This window comes from Pelagimonas sp. (genome assembly GCF_058892305.1).
Map to the genome: position 1 here is coordinate 42,896 of NZ_JBZXVN010000025.1, position 26,129 is coordinate 69,024.

The following is a 26,129-nucleotide window of genomic DNA, read 5'->3' on the forward strand; positions in this document are numbered from 1 at the left end:
GCGAGTTGCGCTATGCAGTTGAGTGATTTCGATTTCGATCTTCCAGAAGAGTTGATCGCCACACGGCCCGCCCGGCCGCGCTCTTCGGCGCGCCTTTTGGTGGCGGATGGTGCCGCGATCCACGATCAGGTGGTGACCGATTTGGTTACCTGGCTACGGCCGGGGGATCGGTTGGTGCTGAATGACACGCGGGTGATCCCGGCGCGGCTAAGCGGTATTCGCCGCCGGACCAGCGCACAGGGTGAAACCGAAGCCAAGATCGAAGTGACCTTGCTCGAGCCTCGCGCCGACGGCACATGGGCGGCCTTGGTCAAACCGTTGAAAAAGATCAAAGAGGGCGAAGAGGTTCGCTTTTCCGATGAGTTGGCCGCGACCTTGCAAACCAAGGAAGACGGGCAGGGGCATTTGCGGTTCAACCTAAGTGGTGACGATTTTGATGCCGCGTTGAATGCGGCGGGCGCGATGCCCTTGCCGCCCTATATCGCCGCAAAACGCCCGGCCGATGCACAAGACCATGATGATTATCAAACGGTTTGGGCCCGCAACACCGGGGCCGTGGCCGCGCCAACGGCATCGCTGCATTTCGATGATGCGTTGCTGGCACTATTGCGGGCCAAAGGCGTCGAATTCTCTCATGTGACGTTACATGTCGGGGCAGGGACGTTCCTTCCGGTCAAGGTTGATGACATCACCACCCACAAAATGCACGGCGAATGGGGGCAGGTGTCTCAGGCGGTTGTGGATGAGATCACCGCGACCAAAGCCGCGGGGGGGCGGGTTATTCCGGTGGGCACAACCGCTCTGCGATTGATCGAAACCGCAGCACAAGATGGCGAGCTCAAAGCCTATGAAGGTGTGACCGACATTTTTATCTACCCCGGTTTTGAATTCCACGTCGCCGACGCGTTGATGACCAATTTCCACCTGCCGAAATCCACTTTGATGATGCTTGTGGCGGCCTTGGTTGGGCACGATCGTATTCTCGACATCTATGATCACGCCATCGTCGCGAAATACCGCTTTTTCAGTTACGGTGACGCCTCTCTTTTGATCCCGCCGCCGCGCAAATAAGCGGGACCTGTCCCAAAGACGACATTTTCACAAAACATGTCGTTTGTGGCACAGTCGAATCCAGATCAACACCCTAGCGGTCGGGGTCTGTTTTCGAAGCGGTGAGGGTGCCATGCTGGACGTGTTGAAAAATTCCTGGGCTTTGTTGTTGGGCATGTTGCTCTTGATGCTGGGCAATGGTCTCCAAGGGTCGTTGCTTGGGGTGCGTGGACCCGAGGCCGGGTTTTCGACCGGCATGATGTCGATTGTGATGTCGGGCTATTTCGCCGGCTTTTTGATTGCGAGCCGCGTGACGCCGGGCATGATCCGCCGGGTCGGCCATGTGCGGGTCTTTGCGGCACTTGGGTCATTGGTCTCGGCGGTGTTGATTCTGTTTCCCGCCGTTGTCGATCCTTTCGCTTGGACGGCGGGGCGGGTGATCATCGGGTTTTGCTTTTGCGGTGTCTATGTGACGGCGGAAAGCTGGCTGAATGACAGCGCCAGCAATGAAACCCGAGGTCAGGCGCTTTCGGCCTATATGATCGTGCAAATGGCCGGGGTTATCGCCGCGCAGGGGCTTTTGTTGGTGCCGGATGAAAGCGGTTTCTTGCTGTTCGTGATCCCTTCGGTTCTTGTTAGTGTGGCATTTGCGCCGATTTTGCTGTCGATTTCACCCACGCCAGCCTTTGAATCGACCAAGCCGATGACGCTTCGTGAACTCTATGGCTACTCGCCGCTTGGGGTGGTTGGCATGTTCTTGCTGGGCGGCGTCTTTGCCGCTCAATTCGGTATGGCCGCGGTTTACGCTGCTGAGGCTGGCCTGTCGCTGGCGCAAATCTCGCTCTTTATCGCGTCCTTCTATATTGGCGCGCTCGTGCTGCAATATCCAATTGGCTGGATGTCGGACCGGATGGACCGGCGCTTGCTGATCTTTGCTGGCGCTGCCATTGGGGCAATCGCGGCCTTGATCGCCACGATGTTTGGCGGTTCATTTGGCGTTCTTCTGGCGGCGGCATTTGCGATTGGGGGGTCGGCTAACCCTCTGTATTCTCTATTGATTGCCCACGCAAACGACCATTTGGAATCTTCTGATATGGCCAGCGCATCGGCGGGATTGCTGTTTGTGAATGGGCTTGGTGCCATTGCCGGGCCGCTGGTGATTGGTTGGGCCATGGCGATGGTTGGACCTCCTGGGTTCTTCCTTTTGATTCTGGTTTTGCTGACTTTGATGTCTTGCTACGCCTTGTTCCGAATGACCCAGCGCGACGCCATTTCCGTCGAAGACACCGGTCTTTATACCGCTCTGTCCCCCGCCGCGACGCCCATCGCGGTCGAGGTGGCGCAGGAATACGCCATCGAAGTGGCAGAAGAGTTGGACGATGAGGCAACGGGTGACTGAAATCGCGTAAGTTGTGTTAGAAATTGACAGAATTCGTGACTTGGGTTGAAGATTCATTGCACGTTAATATATTTTCAGGGCAACAATGTTGCGTTGTGTGGGAGCAGGAGGAAAAATTATGCCATCCCCCGAGGAGATTTTGTCGTTTTGGCTTGATGAGGTTGAGCCAAAAGACTGGTACGTTCAAAGCGACGTGCTGGATCAAGAAATCCGTGATCGGTTTCAAAGCACTTGGGAAGGGGCGATGGACGGACGATTTGCCTTATGGTTGACATACCCAAGCGGGGCCTTGGCCTATATTCTCCTGATGGATCAATTCAGCCGCAACATGTTCCGCGGATCTGGCAAGGCGTTTTCCTCTGATCGGGCCGCTTTGGCCGCCGCCAAACAGGCGATCAAACGGGGGTGGGATCTCAAAATCGACGAACCCGCGCGCCAGTTCTTTTACCTGCCGTTGATGCACTCGGAAAACCTCTGTGATCAGGATCGCTGTGTGCGCCTGATGAAAGAGCGGATGCCGCAAGCCGGCGAGGGCAACTTGTTGCACGCGCAAGTGCACCGTGAAGTCATCCGCCAATTTGGCCGCTTCCCCTATCGCAACGAAGCGCTCGACCGGCGCTTTACCGCAGCCGAGCAAAGCTATGTGGATCAAGGCGGCTATGGCCTAACCCTGCGCCAGCTACAGGAAAAACAGGCGGCTTGATAAACGGCCCGCCTGTTGCGGCACCGCCCCCCCTGCGCTAGCGTTCCAAGGAATGCCAAATCAGGAGGGGCGTATGGCCGCACAGCAATTCGACATGATCGTGATCGGGGCGGGCCCCGGCGGCTATGTGGCGGCCATTCGTGGTGCGCAACTGGGCCTTAAGGTGGCCGTCGTCGAACGCGAGCATTTGGGCGGCATCTGCCTCAATTGGGGCTGTATTCCCACCAAAGCGCTGTTGCGATCTGCCGAAGTCTTTCACCTTATGCACCGCGCCAAGGAATTTGGTCTCAAGGCCGAAGGGCTTGGCTATGATTTGGATGCGGTGGTGAACCGCTCGCGCGGCGTGGCCAAACAGTTATCGGGCGGCGTCGGTCATTTGCTGAAAAAGAACAAGGTCACCGTGATCATGGGCGAGGCTATGATCCCGCAAAAGGGCCGGGTGAGCGTCAAAACCGATAAGGGATCTCAAGAGTTAAGCGCCAAAAACATTGTTCTCGCGACGGGCGCGCGGGCGCGCGAACTTCCGGGGCTTGAGGCCGACGGCGATCTGGTTTGGGCCTATAAACACGCACTCAATCCGCCACGGATGCCGAACAAGCTTTTGGTGATAGGTTCGGGCGCAATCGGAATTGAATTTGCCAGCTTTTTCAACACACTGGGGGCCGAGGTGACCGTGGTTGAGGTCATGGACCGTGTTTTGCCGGTCGAAGACGCTGAAATCAGTGCTTTTGCCAAAAAGCAATTCGTCAAACAGGGGATGACGATCCGCGAAAAGGCCATGGTCAAACAGTTGGACCGTGGCAAAGGGCAGGTCACGGCTCATATTGAGCAAGGTGGTAAAACTGCAAAAGAGACCTTTGATACGGTCATCTCTGCGGTGGGAATTGTCGGAAATGTCGAAGGCTTGGGGCTTGAAGCCCTTGGTGTCCGTGTGGACAGAACGCATGTCGTGACCGACCCATATTGCCGAACCGGTGTTGAAGGCCTCTTTGCGATTGGTGATGTTGCGGGGGCCCCGTGGCTTGCCCACAAGGCCAGCCACGAAGGGGTGATGGTTGCCGAGCTTATCGCCGGTGGTAAACCCCATGCGGTTGACCCAGATAGCATAGCCGGCTGCACCTATTGTCACCCACAGGTGGCCAGCGTTGGCCTGACCGAAGCACAAGCGAAAGAGCAGGGTTACGAGGTCAAAGTCGGGCGTTTCCCGTTTGTCGGCAACGGCAAGGCCATCGCGCTTGGTGAACCCGAAGGCATGGTCAAAACGGTGTTCGACGCCAAAACCGGGGCGCTTTTGGGCGCACATATGGTTGGGGCCGAGGTGACGGAATTAATCCAAGGCTATGTGGTTGGACGCCAGTTGGAAACAACAGAAGAGGACCTGATGAACACGGTGTTCCCGCATCCAACCCTGTCGGAAATGATGCATGAATCGGTTCTGGATGCCTTTGGTCGGGCCATTCATTTCTGACCTGAAAGGGAGAGGATATGGCAGGCAACAAAACGCAAATGACGACGGCATCGGTGGGTGACTACCTGTCATCCGTTGCGCCCGACCGGCGTAAAGCCGACGCCCTGATTTTGGATGAACTGTTTCAAAAAGTTACCGGCTGGCAACCGCGACTGTGGGGCGAAAGTATCGTTGGTTACGGCAGCTATCACTATGTCTATGACAGCGGCCGTGAGGGCGAATTCCTTGCCACCGGTTTTGCACCGCGCAAGGCTAAGATGGTCGTCTACATCATGCCGGGCTATGCGGATTTCTCTGATATTCTGTCCCGGCTCGGCCCGCATAAGCTGGGAAAATCATGCTTGTACCTTGGTGCCCTAAATCGCGTCGACCTTGATGTCCTGGGCGAGTTGATCCAAGCCGGGCTAGAAGACCTCCAGCGCCGCTGGCCGATCACCGCGACGTAACTCTTTTAGTTGGCTAAAAACGAAGGGCTGGCCCCTCTGTCCGATGGTGTCGGGTGCGGTTATTTACCGTTCAAACGGTTCAAAAAGGCTTGCGCCTTGGGGGCCAACCACGCCCACAACCCCGGTGCGCCGTTTTCGATTTTGTGGCCCACGCGCGCGGAAAACATCTGCCAATCTACTTTGTAGTCGACCCAAGACCCGCCACCAGATTGCAGGTTCTGAACCGGTGGCACCATGCGATCTAGCGATTTGGCAAATTGCGCTTCCGGCGTCGTGTTGGCTTCAAACTCATCCCAGATGCCGCGAAACTTTGCGCCAATATCGTCTGGCAACAATCCAAAAATGCGATCCGCAGCGGCCTGTTCCGCCGCTTCGATGGCTGCCATGTCATGATCGCCGAAAACTGGCGCATCGCCTGCGTCGATTTCCACAAGATCGTGCAGCAAAAGCATCTGGATAACGAGATTTATGTCGCAACCCTCTGGGGCCTGATCCGCAAGAGTCAGCGCATATAAAGCCACATGCCAGCTATGCTCGGCGCTGTTCTCGCGACGTGATCCATCGCACAATGTGGTTGCGCGGGTGACTGATTTCAAACGGTCAATCTCGACCAGAAAAGCCATCTGACCGTCTAGGCGGCTGGTGCTCATGTCCTGTCCTTTGCATTCGGGCAGGGTACCCCGCCTTAGAGGTGTTCGTTGTCAGATCCGGGCGCAATCGCCTTGGGGGCGTCCTTGCCTTGTTTCTTGGCCTCGAGCGCCGTTTTGACATGCTCGTTCAAAAACTGTCGGGCACGGCGTTCGGCAAGGCGGATACGCACCGCGGCGCGAAAAATTTCTTCCGAGCTCGGAGACGAGGCCCCTAAAACATTGGCGACCTGTTCGGGCAATTGTTCATCACCCAAGGCATCCATGGCCTTGATCACGTCTTGTGCAAGCTTGTCAGAGAGGTCTTCTACAACAGACATATCAGCCTCTGTTTTGGGCAATGCGCGGGCCGCAATAGGCGCGGCCCGATAGGATTAGCGTGTGTTTTCGGTCAGGCGCCGTTTGACGTAGCCGGTCACGGTATCAATCATCGGATCCATGTAAGGCTCTTCAAAAAAGTGGCCGGAACCGTCGACTTCTTCGTGGGTGACTGTGATGCCTTTTTGTTCATGCAACTTGTTGACTAGGGCCGTTGTGTCCGTAGGCGGGGCCACACGGTCGGCTTTGCCGTTGATGATCAAACCCGAGCTTGGGCAGGGGGCCAAGAACGAAAAATCATACATATTGGCGGGGGGCGATACGGATACGAAGCCGGTGATTTCCGGGCGACGCATCAAAAGCTGCATACCGATCCATGCCCCAAACGAGAAGCCAGCAACCCAGCAATGCTTGGAGTTGTTGTTCATCGATTGCAGGTAATCGAGCGCCGACGCCGCATCGGACAATTCGCCAACACCTTGGTCATATTCACCTTGGCTGCGGCCGACGCCACGGAAGTTGAACCGCAAAACGGTAAAGCCCATGTTGTAAAAGGCATAGTGCAGATTATACACGACCTTGTTGTTCATGGTGCCGCCAAATTGCGGATGCGGGTGCAGCACGATCGCAATAGGTGCGTCGCGGTCTTTTTGCGGGTGGTAGCGGCCTTCGAGGCGGCCTTCGGGTCCAGGAAAAATGACCTCGGGCATAGGGCGGTAACGGGCTCCTGATACGGGTGCATGCAAATTCTTGACGAATTCGCTTGGGCACCTTAGAACGGTTCTAAATCCTGGCGATGCCGGGATTGGGCTTTGATGCAGATAGGCAATTGCCGCGCCAAGGTCAATTGTTAGCGCAAGGGCAGCTGAAAATCAGCCGCCCGGTGGCGCATTGGGGAAACAAAAAGGGTGGGCCGACATGAAACTAAGCACAAAAGGCCGGTATGCCATGGTGGCCCTGACGGATATTGCGCTGCAAAACGCCGATGCTTTGGTCACTTTGGGCGATATTTCAAAGCGTCAGGACATCTCGCTCCCCTATCTTGAACAGCTTTTTGTCAAATTGCGTCGGGCCGGATTGGTCGAATCAGTGCGCGGACCGGGGGGCGGTTACCGACTGGCGCGGGTGCCATCGGATATTCGGGTCGCCGATATTCTGGCCGCGGTGGATGAAACCGTTGACGCGATGCACAAAGGGGCAGGGGCCTCGGGCGGCTTGTCGGGAAGCCGGGCGCAATCCTTGACCAACCGCTTGTGGGAAGGGTTAAGCGCGCATGTCTATGTGTTCCTGCACCAGACACGGTTGTCCGATGTGGTCAAAAATGATCTGACGCCCTGTCCGGCAGTGCCGACATTGTTTTCGGTCGTGGACGACGAAAAGGTCGAATGAGGGGCCAACCCCTTTGGGCCCTAAGGGCCAATTCACCCCGGGATATTTAGGGAAAGAAAACACCTTGGACCGTTGTTACTTGGATTGGAATGCCACGACGCCTCTGTGTGAGGACGCGCGCGCCGCGATGGTTGCGGCGATGGATGTGGTTGGCAATCCGTCATCGGTTCACGGTGAGGGCCGCAAAGCCAAAGCCGTGGTTGAGCGCGCCCGAGCACAAGTCGCCAGCGCCTTTGGCGCGGATGGCGCGGATGTGGTGTTTGTCTCAAGCGCAACCGAGGCGGCGGCCTTGGCCTGTGCTGGGCGCGGCTTGGTTGGCGCGGATATAGAACATGATGCGGTCGGCGCGTGGATTGATCCGGTTTTGGATGTTGATCAAAACGGGCGTGTGACGGTGTCGGAACCCGGGCGGACGGCGTTGCAATTGGCCAATTCCGAAACCGGGGTGGTTCAGGATTTGCCTTCGGGGTTGGCCGTTGTCGATGCGACGCAGGCCTTTGGCAAGATTCCAGTGGCGTTCAATTGGCTCGGGTGCGAGATGGCTTTGATCTCGGCGCACAAGCTAGGCGGCCCCAAAGGCATTGGTGCATTGGTGATCAAGCGCGGCACCGACCTAGCGGCACAGCTTAAAGGCGGCGGTCAGGAAATGGGGCGGCGTGCCGGAACGGAGAATGTCATTGGCATCGCCGGCTTTGGTGCGGCGGCCGAGACGGCGGCCCGAGATTTGGACGCGGGTTGTTGGACCAAGGTCGAAGAAATTAGAAACATTCTAGAATCAACTATTGCGGCTGGTTCGAAAGAGACTATTTTTGTCGGGAAATCCGCGACTCGTCTGCCCAATACCTCGTGTTTTGCTGTTCCCGGTTGGAAAGGCGAAACTCAGGTGATGCAGATGGATCTGGCGGGATTTGCCATCAGTGCAGGCAGCGCCTGTTCGAGCGGCAAAGTGCGGGCCAGCCGGGTGCTGACCGCGATGGGATATGACGAGAGGGTTGCCCAATCGGCGATCCGGGTGAGCATCGGGCCCACCACCTCGGAACAAGATGTGACGCGTTTCGCAGAAGCGTGGCTCAAGGCATATAAGCGGCACTGCGAACGGGCCGCATGAGAAAAGGACATGAGATGACAGCTAAAGAAGACGTGGTCGTCAAGGAAGGCGTTGATCAGGAAACTGTGGACGCCGTCGCGGCTGTCAGCACCTACAAATATGGCTGGGACACCGAGATCGAGATGGAATACGCCCCCAAAGGCGTGAACCCCGATATCGTGCGTCTGATTTCCGAAAAGAACGACGAACCCGAGTGGATGACCGAATGGCGTCTGCAAGCGTTTTCGCGTTGGGAAAAGCTTGTCGAGCCGGATTGGGCGATGGTTCAGTATCCTGAGATCAACTTTCAGGACATCTATTACTATGCCCGCCCCAAAAGCATGGCCGAAAAGCCCAAGTCGATTGATGATGTCGACCCCAAGCTTTTGGAAACCTACAAGAAACTCGGCATTCCGCTCAAGGAACAGATGATTTTGGCCGGAGTTGAAGGAGCCGAAGACATGCCCGCCGAAGGCCGCAAGGTTGCGGTTGATGCGGTGTTTGATTCCGTCTCCGTCGGCACAACCTTTCAGGCCGAATTGAAGAAAGCTGGCGTGATCTTCTGTTCGATCTCCGAGGCAATTCGCGAACATCCTGAGCTGGTCAAGAAATACCTCGGCACCGTGGTGCCTGTGTCGGATAACTTCTATGCGACGCTCAACAGCGCTGTGTTCTCGGATGGGTCGTTTGTTTACGTGCCGCCGGGCGTGCGCTGCCCGATGGAATTGTCGACCTATTTCCGTATCAACGCCGAAAACACCGGCCAGTTCGAACGCACCCTGATCATCGCCGACAAGGGGTCATATGTGAGCTATCTCGAAGGCTGTACCGCGCCGCAGCGTGACACAGCCCAGCTGCACGCCGCTGTGGTTGAGATCATCATCGAAGAAGACGCCGAAGTGAAATACTCAACCGTTCAGAACTGGTATCCCGGTGACGAAGACGGCAAGGGCGGCATCTATAACTTTGTGACGAAACGCGCCGATTGTCGCGGTGATCGTTCCAAAGTGATGTGGACTCAGGTTGAGACCGGCTCGGCTGTGACATGGAAATACCCAAGCTGCATCCTGCGCGGTGAGGAATCGCAGGGTGAGTTTTACTCCATCGCCATCGCCAACAACCATCAGCAGGCCGATACCGGCACCAAGATGGTGCATTTGGGCAAGAACACCAAATCGCGGATCGTCTCCAAGGGGATTTCCGCGGGCGTTGCTCAGAACACCTATCGCGGTCTTGTGTCGATGCACCCTAAGGCCAAGGAATCGCGTAACTATACCCAATGTGATAGCCTGTTGATTGGCGACAAATGTGGGGCGCACACGGTGCCTTATATTGAGGTCAAGAACAACTCGTCACGGGTTGAGCATGAGGCGACCACATCCAAGGTGGATGACGACCAGCTGTTCTATTGCCGCCAGCGCGGCATGGACGAAGAAGAGGCGGTGGCCTTGGTTGTGAACGGGTTCTGTAAGGAAGTGCTGCAAGCGCTGCCGATGGAATTCGCGATGGAAGCGCAGCAGTTGGTGGCGATTTCGCTGGAAGGGTCGGTGGGGTAAGTCGCTTCGGAAAGGGCACGTCGCATGGGCAACGTCATGTCATACATGATCGCAATTTGCATTGGTTTACTTGCCAGTTTGATTGTTGCTTATGGTCGTGCTCCCTACGGGGATGTGGTTCTGCTCGCGTTTGCCTTTCCTGCTTTTTGGTATGTGTGGGATTTCACGACGACACTTCAGAATCCGGATGTTCAAGGGACGTGGTTCGACCGCCGCTGGGAGGCCAGCAAAAGACCAGGAACAATTTGCTTCATGAGCGCGGTTTTGTTCACCATTGCGATAAGCACGAGTTTGGCCAAATGACCGAGTGGATAAAAAGAGACTGGAACACATGCTGAAAACCCTGCTCACCACCGCGATCCTAACCGGTATCTTCTGTGCCGGGTTTTCGGTGATGGTGAGCCAAGTGGCGGTGCAATTGTCGATGACTGCGGTGGTGGTGATTTCGTTCATTTCCGGGTTCTTGGGAAGCACGATTGCGCAACTGGTCCAGAAATGGCGCGGCGAGAGTTAAGAAAGGAAGACGGCGATGTCTGATTTCAACAAAGGCGGTATCTGGGATTTCCTGCCTTATGGCTTGCCGGTTCTGGGCGGGGCGATTGGCATGTTCTGGGCGCGTTATGGCACCGATCATTTCAACCCTGTTTTCGCCGTCGCCGGGGGGGTGATTTCCGGAATCTTTCTGGCCAAGGGTGTGACCCATCTGGCCGACCGGTTCGGTTGGCGCAAGTAAAGTTAGGAACGCGGTATGAGTGGCACCATCAATATTCCAGCCCCCGAAAGCACGGGGGCCGATTATTTCGACCTCGGCGCGGCGCTTGAGGCGTTGGACAGTGGTGCGCCATTGGTGTTTCCACCGTTCCACATCACGCGTTTGCGCATCGGTGGCCATGATCTGACGTTTTGTTCGAATTTTGACCGTGACCCGGTTCAAAAAGCCCAACGCAAAGGCGATTTCTTTGAGGCCGTGGATTTGGCCAAGGTGGCTAAACATCTTCCCAAAGCGCCGCGTGTTTTGGACGTGGGGGCCAATGTCGGCAATCACGCTATCTATTTCGCCACGCAATGTGACGCGGCCAGCGTGATTGTGGTTGAGCCGAACCCGCTGGCGCTTGCGCCACTGGTGGCCAATATCGTTCTGAACAACCTGACGGATGTGATCCGTATGGACGCGCTAGGCGTTGGCCTTGGGGCAGAAAGCGAAGCCGGGCTGTTTATGAAGCGCCACGACCGCAACCTTGGCGGGACCAAGATGTTGCGCGGGCGGGACGGAGACCTAGAGGTTCATGCCGGTGATATGCTCTTTGAAGAGGAGCAGTTCGATCTGATCAAGATCGACGTCGAAGGCATGGAAATGGAAGTTTTGGCCGGACTAGAGGCGACGGTTGAACGCTGTAAACCATTGCTGTTTATCGAAGTTGATGACGCCAATGCCGAGGCTTTTCAAAGCTGGTGCTCCAAGCGCGGCTATCAATCGGTATTTGAGGTCCGCCACTATGGGGCCAACATGAATTTCTTTATGAAATATGTCGGAGAGAGCGCATGATTGTCACCACCACGCCAAGTGTCGAAGGTTATCAAGTCGCTGAATACAAAGGTATTGTCACCGGCGAAGCCATCCTTGGAGCCAACGTGTTTCGCGATATTTTTGCCGGTATCACCGACATCATCGGCGGCCGCTCTGGTGCCTATGAGGCCAAATTGGGTGAAGCCCGCGAAACCGCTCTGCGAGAGTTGGAAGAACGCGCCGCCGCCCTCGGGGCCACGGCGGTTGTCGGCGTTGATCTCGACTATGAGGTGATCAACAATATGCTGATGGTCTCAGCCAGCGGAACAGCGGTGGTCCTAGGCTGATCGTGTTGCATTTTCTTGAAATATCCGGGCCTGTGCCACATTTTCGACGCCATTTGGCGTCACACCCCATGCGTGTATTTTTTACTACGTATGAGGAATTTGGCCATGTCAGGGCAAAGAGCCGATTTTCAAGACCGCATCGCGCGGATGAGCAGCGACCACCACGCACGCGCCGGGGGCAACGGCACCGCAATCAAGCAGAATTACAGAGCCAACCTCAGTTACGCCATGAGCTTTGTCTGGGCGTTTCTAAGCGGAATGGCTTCAGTTCTGGCGGTCCGATTGGTGGTGCATCACATGCTGGGTGGGGCCGCGATCGAAGATCTATCGTTGGGCGAACTGGCGATGAACGCTCTGTTTGCCGGGATCATCATCTTGGGCATTCGTATGGTGACCAAACTGGATGGCAAAGAACATCTGACCTGTCAGGCCTTCGGGCTTCTGGTCGCGTTTACCGGGTTTCACAACCTATCGCACTGGACACCGGGACTGATGTCGGTGGTTTACTCACCGGAGTTTGTCGCCGAAACGCAGGCGCGCACCTATCCAAACACGCTGATTTACCGCGGAATGACGTTCTATTTCGGCCCCAAACCGGGCGACACGGTGTTCGGGCAGGGGGTGGCCAGTGACCAACGTCGTGACAAGGCCAGAACTAACTTTACCACCCGCGGAGGCGGCGCTTTTGTCTCAGGCCTATGAGGGCGCTGAGGTAATTTTGGAATACGGATCGGGCGGCAGCACAGTCATGGCGTCCGAACTGCCCGGGAAACGGGTGTTTTCGGTCGAATCTGCAAAGGATTGGACCGAAATGATGACCGGCTATTTGGCGGCCAATCCGCCAGTCTCCGGCACGCAGGTCGACATGATCTGGGTCGATATTGGCCCGACCAAGGAATGGGGTCATCCGCTGGATGACGCCCATTGGCGTGCCTATCCTAAATATGCGCTCGACGTGTGGCGTCGCCGCGATTTCGTTCAGCCTGATGTTGTGTTGGTTGATGGCCGCTTTCGTCAGGCCTGTGCCTTGGCCACCGCCTTTTTGTCAACCAAACCGGTTGACCTGTTCTTTGATGATTACGCTGGTCGCAAGCATTATCACAAGGTCGAGGATTACCTCGGCCCCCCGCAAATCACCGGGCGCATGGCGCATTTTCGCGTCACGCCCATGGCCATTCCACCGGAAAAACTGTTCCAGGTGGTCAAGTTTTTGCAGAACCCCTAGGGCTGCTGAGGAAGGATAAAACATGCTGGAAATCAAGAACCTGCAGGTAAAGTTGGAAGAAGAGGACAAGCAAATCCTCAAAGGTGTCGACCTGACCGTTGAGGCGGGCAAGGTGCACGCGATCATGGGGCCGAACGGCTCTGGCAAGTCGACCTTGTCCTATGTGTTGTCCGGCAAGGGCGGCTACGAAGTCACCGGTGGCGAAGCCACTTTGGCGGGTGAAGACCTTTTGGATATGGAAGCGGAAGAGCGCGCAGCAGCGGGCCTTTTCCTAGCGTTCCAATACCCGGTTGAAATCCCCGGTGTGGGCAACATGACCTTTTTACGCACAGCGGTGAATTCGCAGCGCAAAGCCCGCGGCGAAGAGGAAATGTCAGCCGCTGACTTCCTCAAGCTGGTGCGCGCCAAGGCCAAAGACCTTAAGATTGATGCAGATATGCTCAAACGTCCGGTCAATGTTGGCTTTTCTGGTGGTGAGAAAAAGCGCAACGAAATCCTTCAGATGGCGATGCTTGAGCCCAAGATGTGCATCTTGGACGAAACTGACTCTGGTCTTGATGTTGATGCGATGAAGCTGGTCTCTGAAGGGGTGAACGCCCTGCGCGACGAAGGCCGTGGTTTCCTTGTTATCACCCACTACCAGCGTCTGTTGGATCACATCAAACCAGATGTCGTTCACATCATGGCGGCCGGTCGTATCGTCAAAACCGGCGGTCCCGAGCTGGCGCTGGAAGTTGAAAAGAATGGCTACGCTGACATTCTTGCGGAGATCGCATAATGGCTGCTCCTTTGGTGAAACAGGGTGCAACGCAGGCGCGTTTGGACGCGCTTGACTTGCCCACTGGCGGCTGGTCCACACCGGCGCGTCAAGATGCGCTGGCACGGGTGCAAAACATGGGGTTGCCCCATGCCCGTGATGAATACTGGAAATACACCAAGCCAGCGACGCTGGTTGATGCGACCGCCCCCATGGCCGCCGTATATGAAACCGACGAAGCACCGATGTTTGGCGATATGGATCGGTTGAAAATCGTCTTTGTGGACGGTGTGTTTGATGCGGATGCCTCGGACGATCTTTCCCTTGAGGGGATCACGGTTGACCGTTTGGCGGATGTGAAAGATATCCATTGGGCCAAAGACTTGTACGGCGCTCTTGAAGTAAAGGGTCAAGACCCGGTTGAACGTCCTTTGGCGGCCTTGAACACCGCTTTTGCAAGTGACGGTGTGCTGATCCACGCAACGAAAACCCCGTCCAAACCTGTCAACCTGATCTACAAGCATCAATCCGATAGCTCGGACGCGATCTTGCATCATGTTGTCAAGGTCGACAGCGGGGCCAGCCTTACCGTGTTGGAAAACGGCCCGGCGGCGGCGCGTTTCAACAAGTGCCTTGAGGTCGACATTGCCGATGGTGGCGCGTTCCATCACGTGCGCACCCAAGGGCGCGATCATGAACGCCGCGCGGCGACACATATGTTTGCCCGTCTGGGTACCGAAAGCACATTCAAAAGCTTTACCATGACCGTGAACGGCGTGCTGACCCGCAACGAATGTGTGATCGAGCTGACCGGTGACGACGCCGTGGCGCATATTGCCGGGGCCTGTATGGGCGACGGTGATTTCCATCACGATGACACCGTTTTCATCACCCATGACGCGGTGAATTGCGAAAGCCGTCAGGTGTTCAAAAAGGTGCTGCGCAACGGGGCGACCGGGGTGTTTCAGGGCAAAATTCTGGTGAAACCAGATGCCCAGAAAACCGATGGCTACCAGATTTCGCAATCTTTGCTTTTGGATGAGGATAGCCAGTTCCTCGCCAAGCCAGAGCTTGAGATTTATGCCGACGATGTGGCTTGTTCGCATGGCTCGACATCTGGGGCGATCGACGAAGACGCGCTGTTCTATCTGCAATCTCGGGGCATTCCGCATTCGATTGCCCAAGATTTGCTTGTGCTGAGCTTTTTGGCCGAGGCCGTGGATGAGATCGAAGACGAAGCCCTGCAGGACGAAATCCTGACGCGGGCCGAGGCGTGGTTGTCGCGGCACCGCAAAGACTAGGGCGCACCGTGTTATGGCATTAAGCAGCGATATCATCGCGACTTACCGTGGGCCGGGCAAGGTGATTGCCCGGCTACGCGCGGTTGGGGAGCGGGAAGACCGCGCCCTCGTTTTTGTGATGGCCGCGGCCTTTGTGATGTTCATCGCCCAATGGCCCGGACTGTCGCGTGCGGCGCATCTTGCCGGGACATCGATGTTGGAACCGATGGGCAAATCCTTTGTCATCACCGTGTTCGCCTTGCCCTTGGCGCTTTATTTTGTTGGTTTTGTCAGCCATTGGATCGCCCGGTTGTTTGGCGGGCAGGGCACATCCTATGGGTCGCGTCTTGCGTTGTTCTGGGCGTTTCTGGCGATGAGTCCGCTTTTGTTGCTCTATGGGCTGGTGGCTGGTTTTGTTGGGCCGGGAACACAAGCCGAGTTGGTAAAGCTCTTGTGTTGGTTGGTTTTTTTGTGGTTTTGGTTGGCAGGTCTGCGCACTGTTCACAAGAAAAGGGCTCCATAATGGGCCAAATGGCATTGACCTTGGTGTTACGTAGTCTCACCGAACCCCGATTGGTGGCGCGCTGGCTGATTGGTCTGCGGCTGTCAAACGAGGCGCTGCTGACCTGTTTTGCACTGGTGGTGGTTCTAAATACGCTTCTCTTCGGGATCGCGGTTTTGGTGGACCCGACACCACTGCCGTGGTTTTTGGCGCAACCGTCGGTCTATGGCGTTTTGCAGGCCGGATCGCTTTTGGCGACGATGCTGGCGTTTTTGTGGGGCGGACGGTTGTTTAGCGGCACGGCGCGCCTTGCCGACATCGCGGTTCTGGTGATCTGGCTCCAAGCCTTGCGGGCCTTGGTTCAGGTTGCCTTGCTGATCCTGATGCCAGCCTCGGCCTTTCTAGGCGGTTTGGCGGTTTCTTTGACTTCGGTCATTGGCTTTTGGATCTTGTTGCACTTTTTGGACGAAGCCCATGGCTTTGGCAGTTTGCTCAAGGCACTTGGCACAATTGTTTTTGGATTGATGGGCATGGCCTTTGCCCTGTCGATCCTACTGACCCTGATCGGGGTCGATCCTACAGGGATTAACGGATATGTATGACGTCACCAAAATCCGCGCGGATTTTCCCATTCTGAGCCGTGAGGTGAATGGCAAACCATTGGTCTATCTTGATAGCGGGGCCTCTGCGCAAAAGCCGCAGGTGGTGATTGACGCGGTCACCAAGGGCTATGCCGAGGAATATGCCAACGTTCACCGTGGGTTACACTACCTTAGCAACCTTGCGACCGAAAAATATGAAGGCGTGCGCGAGATTGTGGCGCGGTTCCTTGGGGCATCCGACCCCGAAGAGATTGTGTACACCACCGGCACCACAATGGGCATCAATATGGTCGCCTATGGTTGGGCGATGCCTAACCTAGAACCGGGTGATGAGATCGTCCTAAGTGTGATGGAACACCACGCCAATATCGTGCCGTGGCATTTCCTGCGTGAACGCCAAGGTATCGTTTTGAAATGGGTGGATGTTGATGATCAAGGCGGGCTTGATCCGCAAAAGGTTATCGACGCGATTGGACCGAAAACCAAGCTTGTTGCAATCACCCATATGTCGAATGTTTTGGGTACGGTGGTGGATGTGAAATTCATCTGTGCCGCAGCGCGGGACAAGGGCGTGCCTGTGCTTGTGGATGGCTCGCAAGGATCGGTGCATATGCCGGTCAATGTAGAGGATATCGGGTGCGATTTCTATGCGATCACCGGTCACAAGTTATATGGGCCGTCGGCCTCGGGTGCGATCTATATGAAACGCGCCCGCATGGATGAGATGCAGCCGTTTATGGGCGGTGGCGATATGATCCGCGAAGTTCACAAAGACTGTGTGAGCTATAATGATCCGCCGATGAAATTCGAAGCCGGCACACCGGGTATAGTTCAGCAAATCGGCATGGGTGTCGCGTTGGAATACATGATGGGCGTCGGCATGGACAACATCGCCGCCCATGAAGCCGACCTGCGTGACTATGCGATTTCCAAACTAGGCGGAATCAACTGGTTGCAGGTGCAAGGCAACGCTCCGGGGAAGGGGGCGATTTTTTCCTTCACTATGGACGGGGCAGGGCATGCCCATGACATTTCAACGATTCTTGACAAGAAGGGTGTTGCCGTTCGCGCGGGTCACCACTGTGCCGGGCCATTGATGGATCATTTCGGCGTCAGCGCAACGTGTCGGGCGAGTTTCGCGATGTATAACACCCGTGATGAGGTTGACAAATTGGTCGATGCGCTTGAATTGGCCCATGATTTGCTAGGATGAGGGACGGCGCTGTTTCCGTTGGAAATGCGCCCCGCCCACCATCCCACCACCCCTCCACTGGGGACTGAAAATAATTGCAGCGTAGGGGATTACCTGCGTTGCAACGACCTAAAGGTCGGCCTATAAGGCAAAAGCACGCACCTGTAGCTCAGCTGGATAGAGCGCTGCCCTCCGAAGGCAGAGGCCAGAGGTTCGAATCCTCTCAGGTGCACCATTTCACATTTTGATGTGAGATTGTCTAAAAACTCAAAGATTACAGACGTTTGCGGAGTTCGAAAGCCTGTTTTTCGGTCAAAGCTCAATGGTGCCGTGAAGGCGAGTTTTAGGACGGTTTTCTTCATGGCTAGCGTTCCATTATTATAGATATCCCAAGGGTTTGACAGGAAGCGGCGCAAAAGTTCGAAGTCATGGGGCTTTGCTTCGCGTGGTTTGGCGGATTGTGCCAGTTTTTCCTGCAAAATTAACTTTTGATCTTCGATTTGCGCGATTTTGGTTTCCAAGGCGGTGGCAACTTTGTCGTTCGTTGTTTCGACCAACCGAGTCAGTACAGCGTTTTGCTGCTTGTCCAAGGCTTTGATCTGCCGCTTTAGCTCGGCTTGCACATGCGCAATTTGTCCCGCCTTTTGCCCTAGCGCGTCCTTAAGCATTTCAAAGGCAATGGTGAGCAACTGGCGACTTGGCGTCAGCGCCTGCAAAATATCTTCAAACCCCGTGTCGATTTTTTCAGCGCGGATGTTTTTGCGGTAAGCGTCGCAGTCGCGATTGTTGCAGAAGAAATAGGGATAAAGCTTGCCCGTTCCGCTGCGCGACCAGCACGAGGTCATTGTGTTGTCACAGTCGCCGCAAGCGACAGCGCCGCGAAGGGGGAAGTCTTCGTTAATGTCTTTGCGTTGGGGCGCAACGGAGCGGGCGTTTTTGCGGGCTTGGATGCGCTCATAGGTTTCGAGCGTGATGATCGGCTCGTGATGGCCTTTGCGGCGTGTAACACCCCAAGGGTCATGTTCGATGTATCCGGCATAGATGATACGTTTCAGCAAATCACTGACCCGCTGTTGCCTAATTTTGCCGTTGGGCGTGCATTTGGGGAAAGCAGGCTGCGCCTCGAAATAGCGGCGCAATTCGGCCTGTGTTGTGATGCGACCCGAGGCGTAACCTTCCAACCCTTCTTGGATGATCGAGGCGACGGGTTCGTCCCGCGTCAGCAACTTGCCGTGGGATTTTGTCTTTTGGTACGTATAGCCAATCGGGGCGGAGAACACGGCGTAGCCATTCATCATCCGTCCTTTCATGCGGTTTGACGTTTGTTCGGCGTTCTTTTCCCGCTGATGCTGGGCGACCGAAGCCAACATGTGTTCGACAAGGCGGGAATCACTATCTTCGCCAAATTCAATCGACGGGCTTTCCAGCACACCACCCGCATCCGCCAAAGTTTCGCGCAGCTTGATATGTGCCTGCACATTACGGGCGAAACGGCTGATATCGTCGATGATAACCGCGTGGCTTCCTTTGGGGTTCAGGCGTAAAAACGCCAACATGCGATCCATCGCAGGGCGGCGTTCGAACTTGCCGGACATATCATCCGAGAAAACCTCAATGACGTCGTATTCCTTATACGTGCAGTATTCGCGGCAACGGTTTTCTTGTGAGGCGAGGCCATCGCCCTCGCGCACCTGTTTCGCACCGGAAACGCGGGTGTAAATGACGGCTTTTTGAATGGTGTTTTTGGTCATGAGGCCTCCCGATTGGTTTTTGTCTCAACAGGGGCGTTTGCAGCGTTGCTGGTCGCTTCGGCAAAGCCGCTTTTCATCAAAGGAATGCTTGATTTTACCACAGGTGGCACTTTGCATGTGGCGGATTGTGTGGCTTTGGAAGGTTTTCCACAGCTATCTGTTGTGCAAATTTCAATGTCGAGATCAATGAAGCCAATCACCACCTGCCACAGCGTTTCGATCAATTCGCGCTTTTCCGCCTCGCTCAATTCCGGTGCGTCAAGCAGGGCTTGATAGCGCTCGGTGTCGAGGGTGAGAGTTTGATAGCGATGGCCATCAGCGTGTACCATAATGATCTCCTGTCTTTGCTGTTGGGGGTGATGTTCTCCTTTCACTCAGATAAGAACGAATGCAGAACATGACTCGAATTCTAAATTTAATCAAGGAAAATATGCGCTTACGCGCATGCGGTCGTATTCCCTGCTGTGTGAAGAGCCAGAATACGACCACCACACTTGGCTAGCGCTGTGGTTCCTGTTCACGGGATTTTTGCGGGGCGGGCTTGCGTTGTTCGCGGTATTCTTCGCGTTTTTGCTCACGCAAGGTCAGACGACCATCGACGGGTGCGGCATCCATCTGGATATCAAAGCCTTTGCCGTCGCGGTGTTCCCACGCTGCGCCAACACGATTCCAAACCGCGTCTTTTCCTTCGCCGCGATCCTTGACGTGGTAGGCAAGCATTTCGGGTTTTCTGGGGGTGTCAGTCATAGTGTGTCCTTTCGTTAGCGGGAACGATTGAAGCCATCACGCGCACGGGTCTTTTGCGCCTCCAGTCGCTTGCTGATGAACTTGATCCGCGCTTCGCGGGTCTCTTCGACATCGCGGCGAACTTCCTTGGCGATAGTGCCAGTCGGCGTGAGGTGGGTTTCATAAACGGGCGTGGTGCGGAACTTTTCGAGCCAGTCGCGCTCACGCTCAGACACGGGCGCTCTGGCATGCCCGTTTTTTGGTTGCTTGGACAAGGATATACCTCATTTGGTTCAGGGGAGTGGTTTGAGGGCAAAGCCCCATAGCGAGTTATCATGCTGGTCAGCGCTATCTGGGTGATAAGGCTTTAAAAATTTCGATTGAAATCATAGCTTTGACAGATTGCAGGCTGTCAGGTAGAATTTTCCTATGATACCGACCGCGCAAAACATCGTTGAAACACTTCGCGCCCATCAAGCCGAGCTTGAAGCCATGGGGGTTCGGCATCTTGCGCTTTTTGGGTCATTTGCGACCGAACAGCAGCATGAGCGCTCGGATATCGATATCGGTGTTGCTTTTGATCGTGCGATCAAAGCCCAACCGATGAAGTATTTTGGCATGCGTCAAAGGCTGCATGACAGGTTGAGCGATATCCTTGAGGCGGATGTTGATCTATCTGACGAAGACTTGCAAAAGCCCGCTGTGCGCGAGACCTATAAGGCCGACCGTCTTTATGCCTTCTAGCCGCCCGATTGCCCGTTTTAATGATATCGTCTTCAATATCGAACGCATTCAGTTCTATCTTGAGGACTATGATTTTCAGAAGTTTTTGAATGACCCGCGCACGGTTGATGCGGTTGAGCGCTGTATGCAGCGCATTACCGAAGCCGCGATAAAGTTGCACCCCAAAGCCAGCCAATTGCTACCTGATCAAGATTGGGATGCCATGCGCGGTTTCGGGAACGTTTTGCGTCATGACTATGATGAAGTGTCCGAAAAAATGGTGTGGGACATCGCTCGGGACTATTTGCCGGAACTGAAAGCGGATTGCAGCAAGGCGATACAGGCGCTCGAAGCCGAAGAGGAATAACGGCTCCGAGCTTGCCTTAAACTTACGTCTCCAAGATGCGCATGCGCCCTTGGGCGTATTGCGGGTAATGCATGAGATTGGCGGGTGTGGGGACATCGCAAACGCGTAGTGTGCGATGCCCCCAGCCAGCTTTAACACGCACAGAGTCATGGGGCGGGTGATACGGGTTTGGCATGAAGCGTCCCGCCATCCATGGCTCTATAAAATAAGGCCTACGGTCATATTCGAGTGGATGCGCCAGACCATCGACAAAGGCGTAGCCCTTATCCGGCGGTGTCTGGATGATCTCATCGGGGTTGCGCACATTGCGGCGTTGCTGGCTGCGATGGCTGGCGGCTTGCTTGTGGTGGCGGTAATTCAACGCAGCGGCAAAGGGATCTCCGCCGGAGATAAAGGCTTGCGCCGCTTGCGATTTCGCCAGTTCCGCGCGGGATTGTTGCAGGCTGTCGTTATACTCAAGAGTTTCCGTCCCAAGCATGCGTGAAAGCTGTTCCGCCGAGGGCAAATCACGCACGGCATAATAGAGCGACAGAGCCGCACTAGAGGCGATCAACTCCGCGCCATTTTCCACTAACCCATTCATTTGTTTTGAGTTTTGAAACACCGCGAAGGGCTGAATGCCAATGCCCGCGCCATAAGTGTAAAGCTTTGGGATCATCGGGAATTTTCCCAATTGCCCGCATTCATCCATGATCCATGTTTGCCGTGGCGCATGCGGCGCGCGGGATTTCCAAATCATACCCGCAACGAAAAACGACTTCACAATGCCCGCCCAAGGCATGACCATTTCCGCCGGAGGCATTAAATAGAGTTGGTATTTGCGGTCACTGGCGCAAAGTTCAGCCATGGAAAAATCAAAAGGTGGGCTAACGGATTGAAGCAAAATTGGGTCGGAAAGGGGAGCTAAGGCGCGATAAATTTCCCCCATTATGCTTTGAAACGAATTCGCCCCGTTTTCGCGGGAGGTGGCGATTTCTTCTTCAACACGGCGGGCAATCGGAAACTGGCTTTGGGACATCTCGAAACCAAAATCCAGCCATTCATCGCCGCCGCCGGGGATCAAGTTCACCACATGATAGAGGTCAGGCAGGGTCAAAACGCCTTTTTGCTCGACCAGACTTAGCATGACGCCTTCAAGGATTTCTTGCGCGCGGCCTTCGAAATACACGCCCTGCGCCGATCCGCTGGCAACCACCAAATTTTGACATAGCACTTTGACGTCAGAGACTAAGGACGGGCTGTCTTTGCGGATATAATCAACGGGGTTTATCCGGTGTTGCGGCAAGCCATGCAGCCCGAGTGGATTCCAATAAATGCAGTATTTATCATCCGGCACTTGGTATTGGCTGATAGCGGCGATTTCGCCTTTGATATCAAGGATAACAAGGGTCTGCTTGGCAATGCCAAAACAGGCGTTATAGGCGAGTGTCGTGGTCAGCTTGCCGCTGCGCGCGCCTGCGACCAGCAAAGCCCCACCCATGCCCGAATAAAAAAGCGGATTCTTCCCCATGAAGCCAAAGAATAGGGCGTTATCGGCTTGTTCATGCAGCCCCGCTTTTGCGGCCTCCCGCGCAGTTGCAAACCGCGCTTTGCCAAAGCGATACGCTTCGTTGTCATTCATATGATTGCTCCTGAAACAAAAAAAGCCGCCCCGACTGGCGGGGCGGCTTGTGTGCTTATTGGGGGCGGCTTAGCCGCCGAGGTTGGCAAGGATCACGATGACCACAATCACCGTGATTATGGCAGGCCATGGGTTTTCCTTTTTGCGGTAGATGCCGCCAACACGTTCGTATTTAGCCATTGGTTATCTCCTTTTCTGGCTTTGGATTATTTGGTGAACTCACATAAAGCGGGTGACGATAGCCAACCCGCCAAAGATCAAGGCCGTGCCAATTGACGCCCTTGAGATTGCAAACACAAAGCATCCGCAGATGCCGAACCAAGCAAAGCCCATGAACTCTGCCCAACCTGCGCCGTAAGTGTCGTAGGTCAGGTTTTGCACAAACCCGATGCTGCGGGCATACAGCCACGGGGTTAGAAAAAACGTGCAAGCGACCGCCGCCGTATTGGCGAGCAGCGTGACAGAAGACATGAAGATATTCTGCCCCGCCTGCGCGTGGTTACTCATTCCAGCCATGTTAGAGGTCCCTTTGTTGGGTGAGGGCTGCGAGGTGATCCGGTGTGAATCGCCTCTGACCCTGTTCTACCCCCGACGCCCTGCGGTTTCGGGTGATAGGGCGAATTTAGTTATCCGGCGTGGTTCGCCAAGGTGAACAACCAGATCGTCGCCAAAGCGCTCACCAGCCCCGCAACATGATAAATCCCCATGGGCTCGCCAAAGAGCATCACACCCGCCGCCGACATCAAAATCAGATGCGCCATGCTTGACAGCACCGCGCCTTGCCCGAGGCCTTTCGCCAGCACCTGCGCATAAACAAGGTTGCTCAGCCCAAAAACTAAGAACGCCCCACCCAGATCGAGCCAAGCCCCCTGATCGGCATACCGCTTGAGATAAACCGACCCCACCGCAAACCCCAAACTCGACACAACAAGGTTTAAAACCAACGTCATCGACATTTGCACCACCTTTCATAGAAAACGCCGCCCTTAGGGGCGGCGTTTTTCGTCATAGAGTAAGTCTGATCGGATTTAGGGTGATAGGCTCAGCGCGAGGAAGGTGCCGCGTTGTCATTCGCAGGACGAACTCCCCACAGCGAAGCACGTACCGGATAGTGTGCTTTCAAAATGGTTGCCACGATCCGAACGCGTTCCCGCGATCTTTCTTGCAACCGGGGCGTAACATCCGGCGGGCAACGGGTGCAGCAGAACCGTTCGAACCAATCGTCGATGCAATTGCGGTCAAATTCCTCCATATCGAGGAAGATTTCCGTCCCTTCGTGACAAATCCACCCACGGTAATCACGATAGAGCGCGTCGAAGTGGTCAAGACAGCCTGCGGCGTCCTTCCCGAAAAATTCGTGCGCAAGCGCTCGAACGTCACGCAGGTATTCGGGGTTGTCCAGTTCATCGTCAGTAACCAACTCGGTCACGATGTTGATGCAGTACCCGTTCAGGCGGCAGTGAGGGCAGTTAAACATAGGCTTTCTCCTAACTTAGGCCGCTGTGGCATCCCGCCAAACGACAATGCTAGGGTTGCACGTGCTTATAACTCATTCAAATCGCTTGATTATTTATGGAATTCACTTGATGGAGTTCTCAGTATAGCTCTGGTTTAGTAAGACTCTTTCGCCAACTAAATTTTGGTAAGGATTTAATTGCTGGCTAAATATTTCAACGCAATCACAATTATTTGATGAAAAATCGAATAGCGCGCCGCGTTCGACCTCATAGGTCCGCTATCAGCATGTTCCAAGTTTGTCATTTCAGCATACTGGATATGGTGGGTGAAAAAATACAACTACCTGACAAGATTCTGTTCAGCTAATTCACTGTTGACTGAATAGATTTAGTTCTACGGAGAAATTTACTAAATCTGCTAAACTGAGCCTTCAAGGGGCAACACTTTCGCGGGCAACAGATTCGCAGTGGGTGACCCGCCTTGTGGGGCATGTTTCGACTTCACGGCTACCTGAGCAGTGGCATGGAGTCTGCGATGTTTAACGCTGATAAAACTGAGGATTCATTTCATTTCCTTGCCCTGGGGGGTATTTTTCGTGGACTCCCGACTTTTTTTACTTTAAAAACAAAAACTTGTTCAAAGGCTGGCTATGGCTTTGGACAGTAATATAGATAGCGGCATTTCTCCTGCAATTGACATGGTCAAACGGGAAATGAAGGCTAAAGGTCTTACCCAGCAAGACCTTAGCGTGGCTTTGATCGATCAGTTTGGTAAAGAAGGTGGCCTTAGCAAAGCTGGGGTTTCATTGCTGTTCAGGGGCAAGATCCAATTTAAGAACCGTCATGCCAAAATGATAGCCGCGATTCTGAAACTAGAAGAAGGGGAGCTTTGCTCACTAATACAATCGCCTATGAAAACTGACACAGACACATTGGAGGCATTAAAAGACACTGCACGTTTCTTTTTTAAGAAGGCAAATGGAGATATCGGCAGCATGCCTGTCCCTCCGGTTGAAGGTGATCATTTGAGCGCGATTGACGCCTACGCCGACATGTATCTTCGACTAGAGAAAAAAGGTTTCGACATGCTTTGAGGTAAGAAGTGGCAATGTGCGTAACGCTTTTACCTACATGTCCACTGATCTACCGCCCAAGCTTCCACCAATTCCAGAAACACTGCCCGTATCGCCGGATCACGAATGGCGGTATAAGCGCAGGTGAGGCGGAAAAGCTCAGTTTCGGTTAGGTCGTTGGTGATCTTAGACACGATGATCCTTTCTGTTTTTGTGGGATTGGGTAGATCAGGCCGTGGCGCTGAAATGCGCGTTGGAGGGTTTGACGGGAAACGCCGAGCTTGGCGGCGAGTTCGGCATAGGTTGCGCCGAAAGTGAGTTTTTGATGCGCCGCGCGGATTTGTTCCGGTGTCAGGATGCAAGGACGACCAAGCACGACACCGCGCCGCCTTGCAGCCTCCAGTCCTTCCTTCGTCCTGCGTGAGATAATCCGGCGTTCAAAATTCGCGAAAGCGGCGACCATCGTATAGAACAATTCACCTTCCGCCGTGGTCGTATCGATGGGCAGGGACAAGATGCGCATTTTGACACCACGCCCGCGCAGGGCATCGGCGGTCAGCATGGCATCAATAGAGCTGCGAAACGCGCGATCAAGATCAAGTACAACGAAGGTATCGCCTTCGTTCAATTCCATCATGACAGTTTCGAAAACGGGACGCTCTCCAGCGACCGCAGAAACATATTCAACGCGCAGCGTATCGCATTCAGACTCAAGCGCCTTGGTCTGGCGGTCAGTAAGCTGCGCGCGCGTTGAGACGCGTATATAGCCGATACGGCAGGGCATGGCAGAAGACCACAAACGATCCTTTCTGAACGCCCTGTTTTTCGGCGGTTCGCCGCAACCACGTTGCGCGCAAAGCCTCGTATTTCCTAGCTTCCTGTTTACGGCGGTTTCGGTTTCCCGTAAAGGCTGGTCTTGTCCAAAAATCATGAAAT

General features: G+C 54.8%; 34 protein-coding genes, 1 tRNA gene and 1 pseudogene. 24 read left to right on the plus strand and 12 right to left on the minus strand.

Annotated elements, in window-relative coordinates:
- Positions 1-12: 12 nt before the first annotated feature.
- The 5 genes from queA (at position 13) to AC5EFR_RS10960 (ending at position 5,066) form a co-directional block, all read left to right on the plus strand.
- On the plus strand, positions 13-1,071 hold the full coding sequence (gene queA / locus AC5EFR_RS10940; RefSeq protein WP_493575857.1) for a tRNA preQ1(34) S-adenosylmethionine ribosyltransferase-isomerase QueA: 1,059 nt from the start codon (positions 13-15) through the stop codon (positions 1,069-1,071).
- 112 nt (positions 1,072-1,183) lie between these two features.
- Positions 1,184-2,449 carry an MFS transporter gene (locus AC5EFR_RS10945; protein ID WP_493575858.1) on the plus strand — a complete coding sequence of 422 codons (1,266 nt, stop codon included), beginning with the start codon at positions 1,184-1,186 and terminating at the stop codon, positions 2,447-2,449.
- Between the two features lie 118 nt (positions 2,450-2,567).
- Complete coding sequence (locus AC5EFR_RS10950; RefSeq protein WP_493575859.1) at positions 2,568-3,152, plus strand: DUF924 family protein; 585 nt, start codon at positions 2,568-2,570, stop codon at positions 3,150-3,152.
- A gap of 73 nt (positions 3,153-3,225) precedes the next feature.
- The gene (gene lpdA, locus AC5EFR_RS10955) at positions 3,226-4,620 is read left to right on the plus strand and encodes a dihydrolipoyl dehydrogenase (protein WP_493575860.1); all 1,395 of its coding nucleotides are present in this window, start codon (positions 3,226-3,228) and stop codon (positions 4,618-4,620) included.
- 17 nt (positions 4,621-4,637) lie between these two features.
- Positions 4,638-5,066 (plus strand): DUF1801 domain-containing protein, encoded by a 429-nt coding sequence (locus tag AC5EFR_RS10960; protein WP_493575861.1) that lies wholly within the window; start codon positions 4,638-4,640, stop codon positions 5,064-5,066.
- Between the two features lie 59 nt (positions 5,067-5,125).
- Here the strand turns inward: AC5EFR_RS10960 and AC5EFR_RS10965 are convergent, their stop codons facing one another.
- The 3 genes from AC5EFR_RS10965 to AC5EFR_RS10975 are packed head-to-tail and all read right to left on the minus strand — an operon-like array spanning position 5,126 to position 6,741.
- The gene (locus AC5EFR_RS10965) at positions 5,126-5,716 is read right to left on the minus strand and encodes an HD domain-containing protein (protein WP_493575862.1); all 591 of its coding nucleotides are present in this window, start codon (positions 5,714-5,716) and stop codon (positions 5,126-5,128) included.
- A 35-nt stretch (positions 5,717-5,751) separates the two neighbouring features.
- Entirely contained in the window at positions 5,752-6,033 is a 282-nt protein-coding gene (locus AC5EFR_RS10970; RefSeq protein WP_493575863.1) for a hypothetical protein, read from the minus strand.
- A 54-nt stretch (positions 6,034-6,087) separates the two neighbouring features.
- The gene (locus tag AC5EFR_RS10975; RefSeq protein ID WP_299924891.1) at positions 6,088-6,741 is read right to left on the minus strand and encodes an alpha/beta hydrolase; all 654 of its coding nucleotides are present in this window, start codon (positions 6,739-6,741) and stop codon (positions 6,088-6,090) included.
- Between the two features lie 208 nt (positions 6,742-6,949).
- Between AC5EFR_RS10975 and iscR the strand changes: the two genes are divergently transcribed.
- The 16 genes from iscR to AC5EFR_RS11055 all read left to right on the plus strand — a co-directional run bounded on the left by iscR (position 6,950) and on the right by AC5EFR_RS11055 (position 17,710).
- Positions 6,950-7,420 carry a Fe-S cluster assembly transcriptional regulator IscR gene (gene iscR, locus AC5EFR_RS10980; RefSeq protein WP_299924888.1) on the plus strand — a complete coding sequence of 157 codons (471 nt, stop codon included), beginning with the start codon at positions 6,950-6,952 and terminating at the stop codon, positions 7,418-7,420.
- 64 nt (positions 7,421-7,484) lie between these two features.
- Positions 7,485-8,528: a cysteine desulfurase family protein gene (locus AC5EFR_RS10985; RefSeq protein ID WP_493575864.1), complete on the plus strand. Its 1,044-nt coding sequence runs from the start codon at positions 7,485-7,487 to the stop codon at positions 8,526-8,528.
- A gap of 14 nt (positions 8,529-8,542) precedes the next feature.
- Positions 8,543-10,063: a Fe-S cluster assembly protein SufB gene (sufB, locus tag AC5EFR_RS10990; RefSeq protein WP_493575865.1), complete on the plus strand. Its 1,521-nt coding sequence runs from the start codon at positions 8,543-8,545 to the stop codon at positions 10,061-10,063.
- 24 nt (positions 10,064-10,087) lie between these two features.
- Complete coding sequence (locus AC5EFR_RS10995; RefSeq protein ID WP_493575866.1) at positions 10,088-10,366, plus strand: hypothetical protein; 279 nt, start codon at positions 10,088-10,090, stop codon at positions 10,364-10,366.
- Between the two features lie 28 nt (positions 10,367-10,394).
- Positions 10,395-10,577, plus strand: coding sequence for a hypothetical protein (locus tag AC5EFR_RS11000; protein WP_299933160.1), 183 nt, complete (start codon positions 10,395-10,397; stop codon positions 10,575-10,577).
- A gap of 15 nt (positions 10,578-10,592) precedes the next feature.
- Positions 10,593-10,796 (plus strand): hypothetical protein, encoded by a 204-nt coding sequence (locus AC5EFR_RS11005; protein ID WP_299924876.1) that lies wholly within the window; start codon positions 10,593-10,595, stop codon positions 10,794-10,796.
- Between the two features lie 15 nt (positions 10,797-10,811).
- Entirely contained in the window at positions 10,812-11,609 is a 798-nt protein-coding gene (locus AC5EFR_RS11010; RefSeq protein WP_493575867.1) for an FkbM family methyltransferase, read from the plus strand.
- Entirely contained in the window at positions 11,606-11,917 is a 312-nt protein-coding gene (locus AC5EFR_RS11015) for a heavy metal-binding domain-containing protein (RefSeq protein ID WP_299924870.1), read from the plus strand. The genes AC5EFR_RS11010 and AC5EFR_RS11015 overlap by 4 nt, the downstream gene beginning before the upstream one ends.
- Positions 11,918-12,022: 105 nt before the next feature.
- Positions 12,023-12,619 (plus strand): hypothetical protein, encoded by a 597-nt coding sequence (locus AC5EFR_RS11020; RefSeq protein ID WP_493575868.1) that lies wholly within the window; start codon positions 12,023-12,025, stop codon positions 12,617-12,619.
- A complete protein-coding gene (locus AC5EFR_RS11025) occupies positions 12,603-13,142 on the plus strand; it encodes a hypothetical protein (RefSeq protein WP_493575869.1) in 540 nt (179 codons plus the stop codon). Before AC5EFR_RS11020 ends, AC5EFR_RS11025 begins: the two co-directional genes overlap by 17 nt.
- Before the next feature lie 22 nt (positions 13,143-13,164).
- Entirely contained in the window at positions 13,165-13,920 is a 756-nt protein-coding gene (gene sufC / locus AC5EFR_RS11030; protein WP_493575870.1) for a Fe-S cluster assembly ATPase SufC, read from the plus strand.
- A complete protein-coding gene (gene sufD, locus AC5EFR_RS11035; RefSeq protein ID WP_493575871.1) occupies positions 13,920-15,200 on the plus strand; it encodes a Fe-S cluster assembly protein SufD in 1,281 nt (426 codons plus the stop codon). The genes sufC and sufD overlap by 1 nt, the downstream gene beginning before the upstream one ends.
- Before the next feature lie 13 nt (positions 15,201-15,213).
- Positions 15,214-15,702 (plus strand): YIP1 family protein, encoded by a 489-nt coding sequence (locus AC5EFR_RS11040; RefSeq protein ID WP_299924858.1) that lies wholly within the window; start codon positions 15,214-15,216, stop codon positions 15,700-15,702.
- Complete coding sequence (locus tag AC5EFR_RS11045; protein ID WP_299933148.1) at positions 15,702-16,283, plus strand: YIP1 family protein; 582 nt, start codon at positions 15,702-15,704, stop codon at positions 16,281-16,283. The genes AC5EFR_RS11040 and AC5EFR_RS11045 overlap by 1 nt, the downstream gene beginning before the upstream one ends.
- Complete coding sequence (locus AC5EFR_RS11050) at positions 16,276-17,496, plus strand: cysteine desulfurase (protein WP_493575872.1); 1,221 nt, start codon at positions 16,276-16,278, stop codon at positions 17,494-17,496. The genes AC5EFR_RS11045 and AC5EFR_RS11050 overlap by 8 nt, the downstream gene beginning before the upstream one ends.
- A 137-nt stretch (positions 17,497-17,633) precedes the next feature.
- Positions 17,634-17,710, plus strand: a tRNA-Arg gene (locus AC5EFR_RS11055).
- A 550-nt stretch (positions 17,711-18,260) separates the two neighbouring features.
- On the opposite strand, the pseudogene AC5EFR_RS11060 reads toward AC5EFR_RS11055, so the two are convergent.
- From AC5EFR_RS11060 to AC5EFR_RS11075, 4 genes and pseudogenes are all read right to left on the minus strand, one after another.
- Positions 18,261-19,226: pseudogene (locus tag AC5EFR_RS11060) on the minus strand (recombinase family protein); the annotation flags it as partial.
- Positions 19,223-19,555 carry a hypothetical protein gene (locus AC5EFR_RS11065; RefSeq protein WP_493575873.1) on the minus strand — a complete coding sequence of 111 codons (333 nt, stop codon included), beginning with the start codon at positions 19,553-19,555 and terminating at the stop codon, positions 19,223-19,225. The pseudogene AC5EFR_RS11060 and the gene AC5EFR_RS11065, both read right to left, overlap by 4 nt.
- 169 nt (positions 19,556-19,724) lie before the next feature.
- Positions 19,725-19,973, minus strand: a complete 249-nt coding sequence (locus AC5EFR_RS11070; protein ID WP_493575874.1) for a hypothetical protein — start codon at positions 19,971-19,973, stop codon at positions 19,725-19,727.
- Between the two features lie 14 nt (positions 19,974-19,987).
- Positions 19,988-20,227, minus strand: coding sequence for a hypothetical protein (locus AC5EFR_RS11075; protein ID WP_493575875.1), 240 nt, complete (start codon positions 20,225-20,227; stop codon positions 19,988-19,990).
- A gap of 154 nt (positions 20,228-20,381) precedes the next feature.
- Here AC5EFR_RS11075 and AC5EFR_RS11080 point away from each other — a divergent pair, with 154 nt between their 5' ends.
- Together AC5EFR_RS11080 and AC5EFR_RS11085 are read left to right on the plus strand one after the other, a co-directional pair.
- Positions 20,382-20,696, plus strand: coding sequence for a nucleotidyltransferase family protein (locus tag AC5EFR_RS11080; RefSeq protein ID WP_493575876.1), 315 nt, complete (start codon positions 20,382-20,384; stop codon positions 20,694-20,696).
- A complete protein-coding gene (locus AC5EFR_RS11085) occupies positions 20,686-21,042 on the plus strand; it encodes a HepT-like ribonuclease domain-containing protein (protein WP_493575877.1) in 357 nt (118 codons plus the stop codon). The genes AC5EFR_RS11080 and AC5EFR_RS11085 overlap by 11 nt, the downstream gene beginning before the upstream one ends.
- Positions 21,043-21,064: 22 nt before the next feature.
- Here AC5EFR_RS11085 and AC5EFR_RS11090 read toward each other — a convergent pair whose 3' ends face one another.
- The 4 genes from AC5EFR_RS11090 to AC5EFR_RS11105 form a co-directional block, all read right to left on the minus strand.
- Positions 21,065-22,663: a type IV secretory system conjugative DNA transfer family protein gene (locus AC5EFR_RS11090; protein ID WP_493575878.1), complete on the minus strand. Its 1,599-nt coding sequence runs from the start codon at positions 22,661-22,663 to the stop codon at positions 21,065-21,067.
- A gap of 219 nt (positions 22,664-22,882) precedes the next feature.
- Positions 22,883-23,179, minus strand: a complete 297-nt coding sequence (locus tag AC5EFR_RS11095) for a hypothetical protein (RefSeq protein WP_493575879.1) — start codon at positions 23,177-23,179, stop codon at positions 22,883-22,885.
- A gap of 110 nt (positions 23,180-23,289) precedes the next feature.
- A complete protein-coding gene (locus tag AC5EFR_RS11100) occupies positions 23,290-23,619 on the minus strand; it encodes a hypothetical protein (protein WP_493575880.1) in 330 nt (109 codons plus the stop codon).
- 86 nt (positions 23,620-23,705) lie between these two features.
- The gene (locus tag AC5EFR_RS11105; RefSeq protein WP_493575881.1) at positions 23,706-24,140 is read right to left on the minus strand and encodes a hypothetical protein; all 435 of its coding nucleotides are present in this window, start codon (positions 24,138-24,140) and stop codon (positions 23,706-23,708) included.
- Positions 24,141-24,770: 630 nt separating this feature from the next.
- Here AC5EFR_RS11105 and AC5EFR_RS11110 point away from each other — a divergent pair.
- Positions 24,771-25,214, plus strand: a complete 444-nt coding sequence (locus tag AC5EFR_RS11110) for a helix-turn-helix domain-containing protein (RefSeq protein WP_493575882.1) — start codon at positions 24,771-24,773, stop codon at positions 25,212-25,214.
- Between the two features lie 148 nt (positions 25,215-25,362).
- Here AC5EFR_RS11110 and AC5EFR_RS11115 read toward each other — a convergent pair whose 3' ends face one another.
- On the minus strand, positions 25,363-26,124 hold the full coding sequence (locus AC5EFR_RS11115) for a recombinase family protein (protein WP_493575883.1): 762 nt from the start codon (positions 26,122-26,124) through the stop codon (positions 25,363-25,365).
- Positions 26,125-26,129 lie beyond the last annotated feature (5 nt).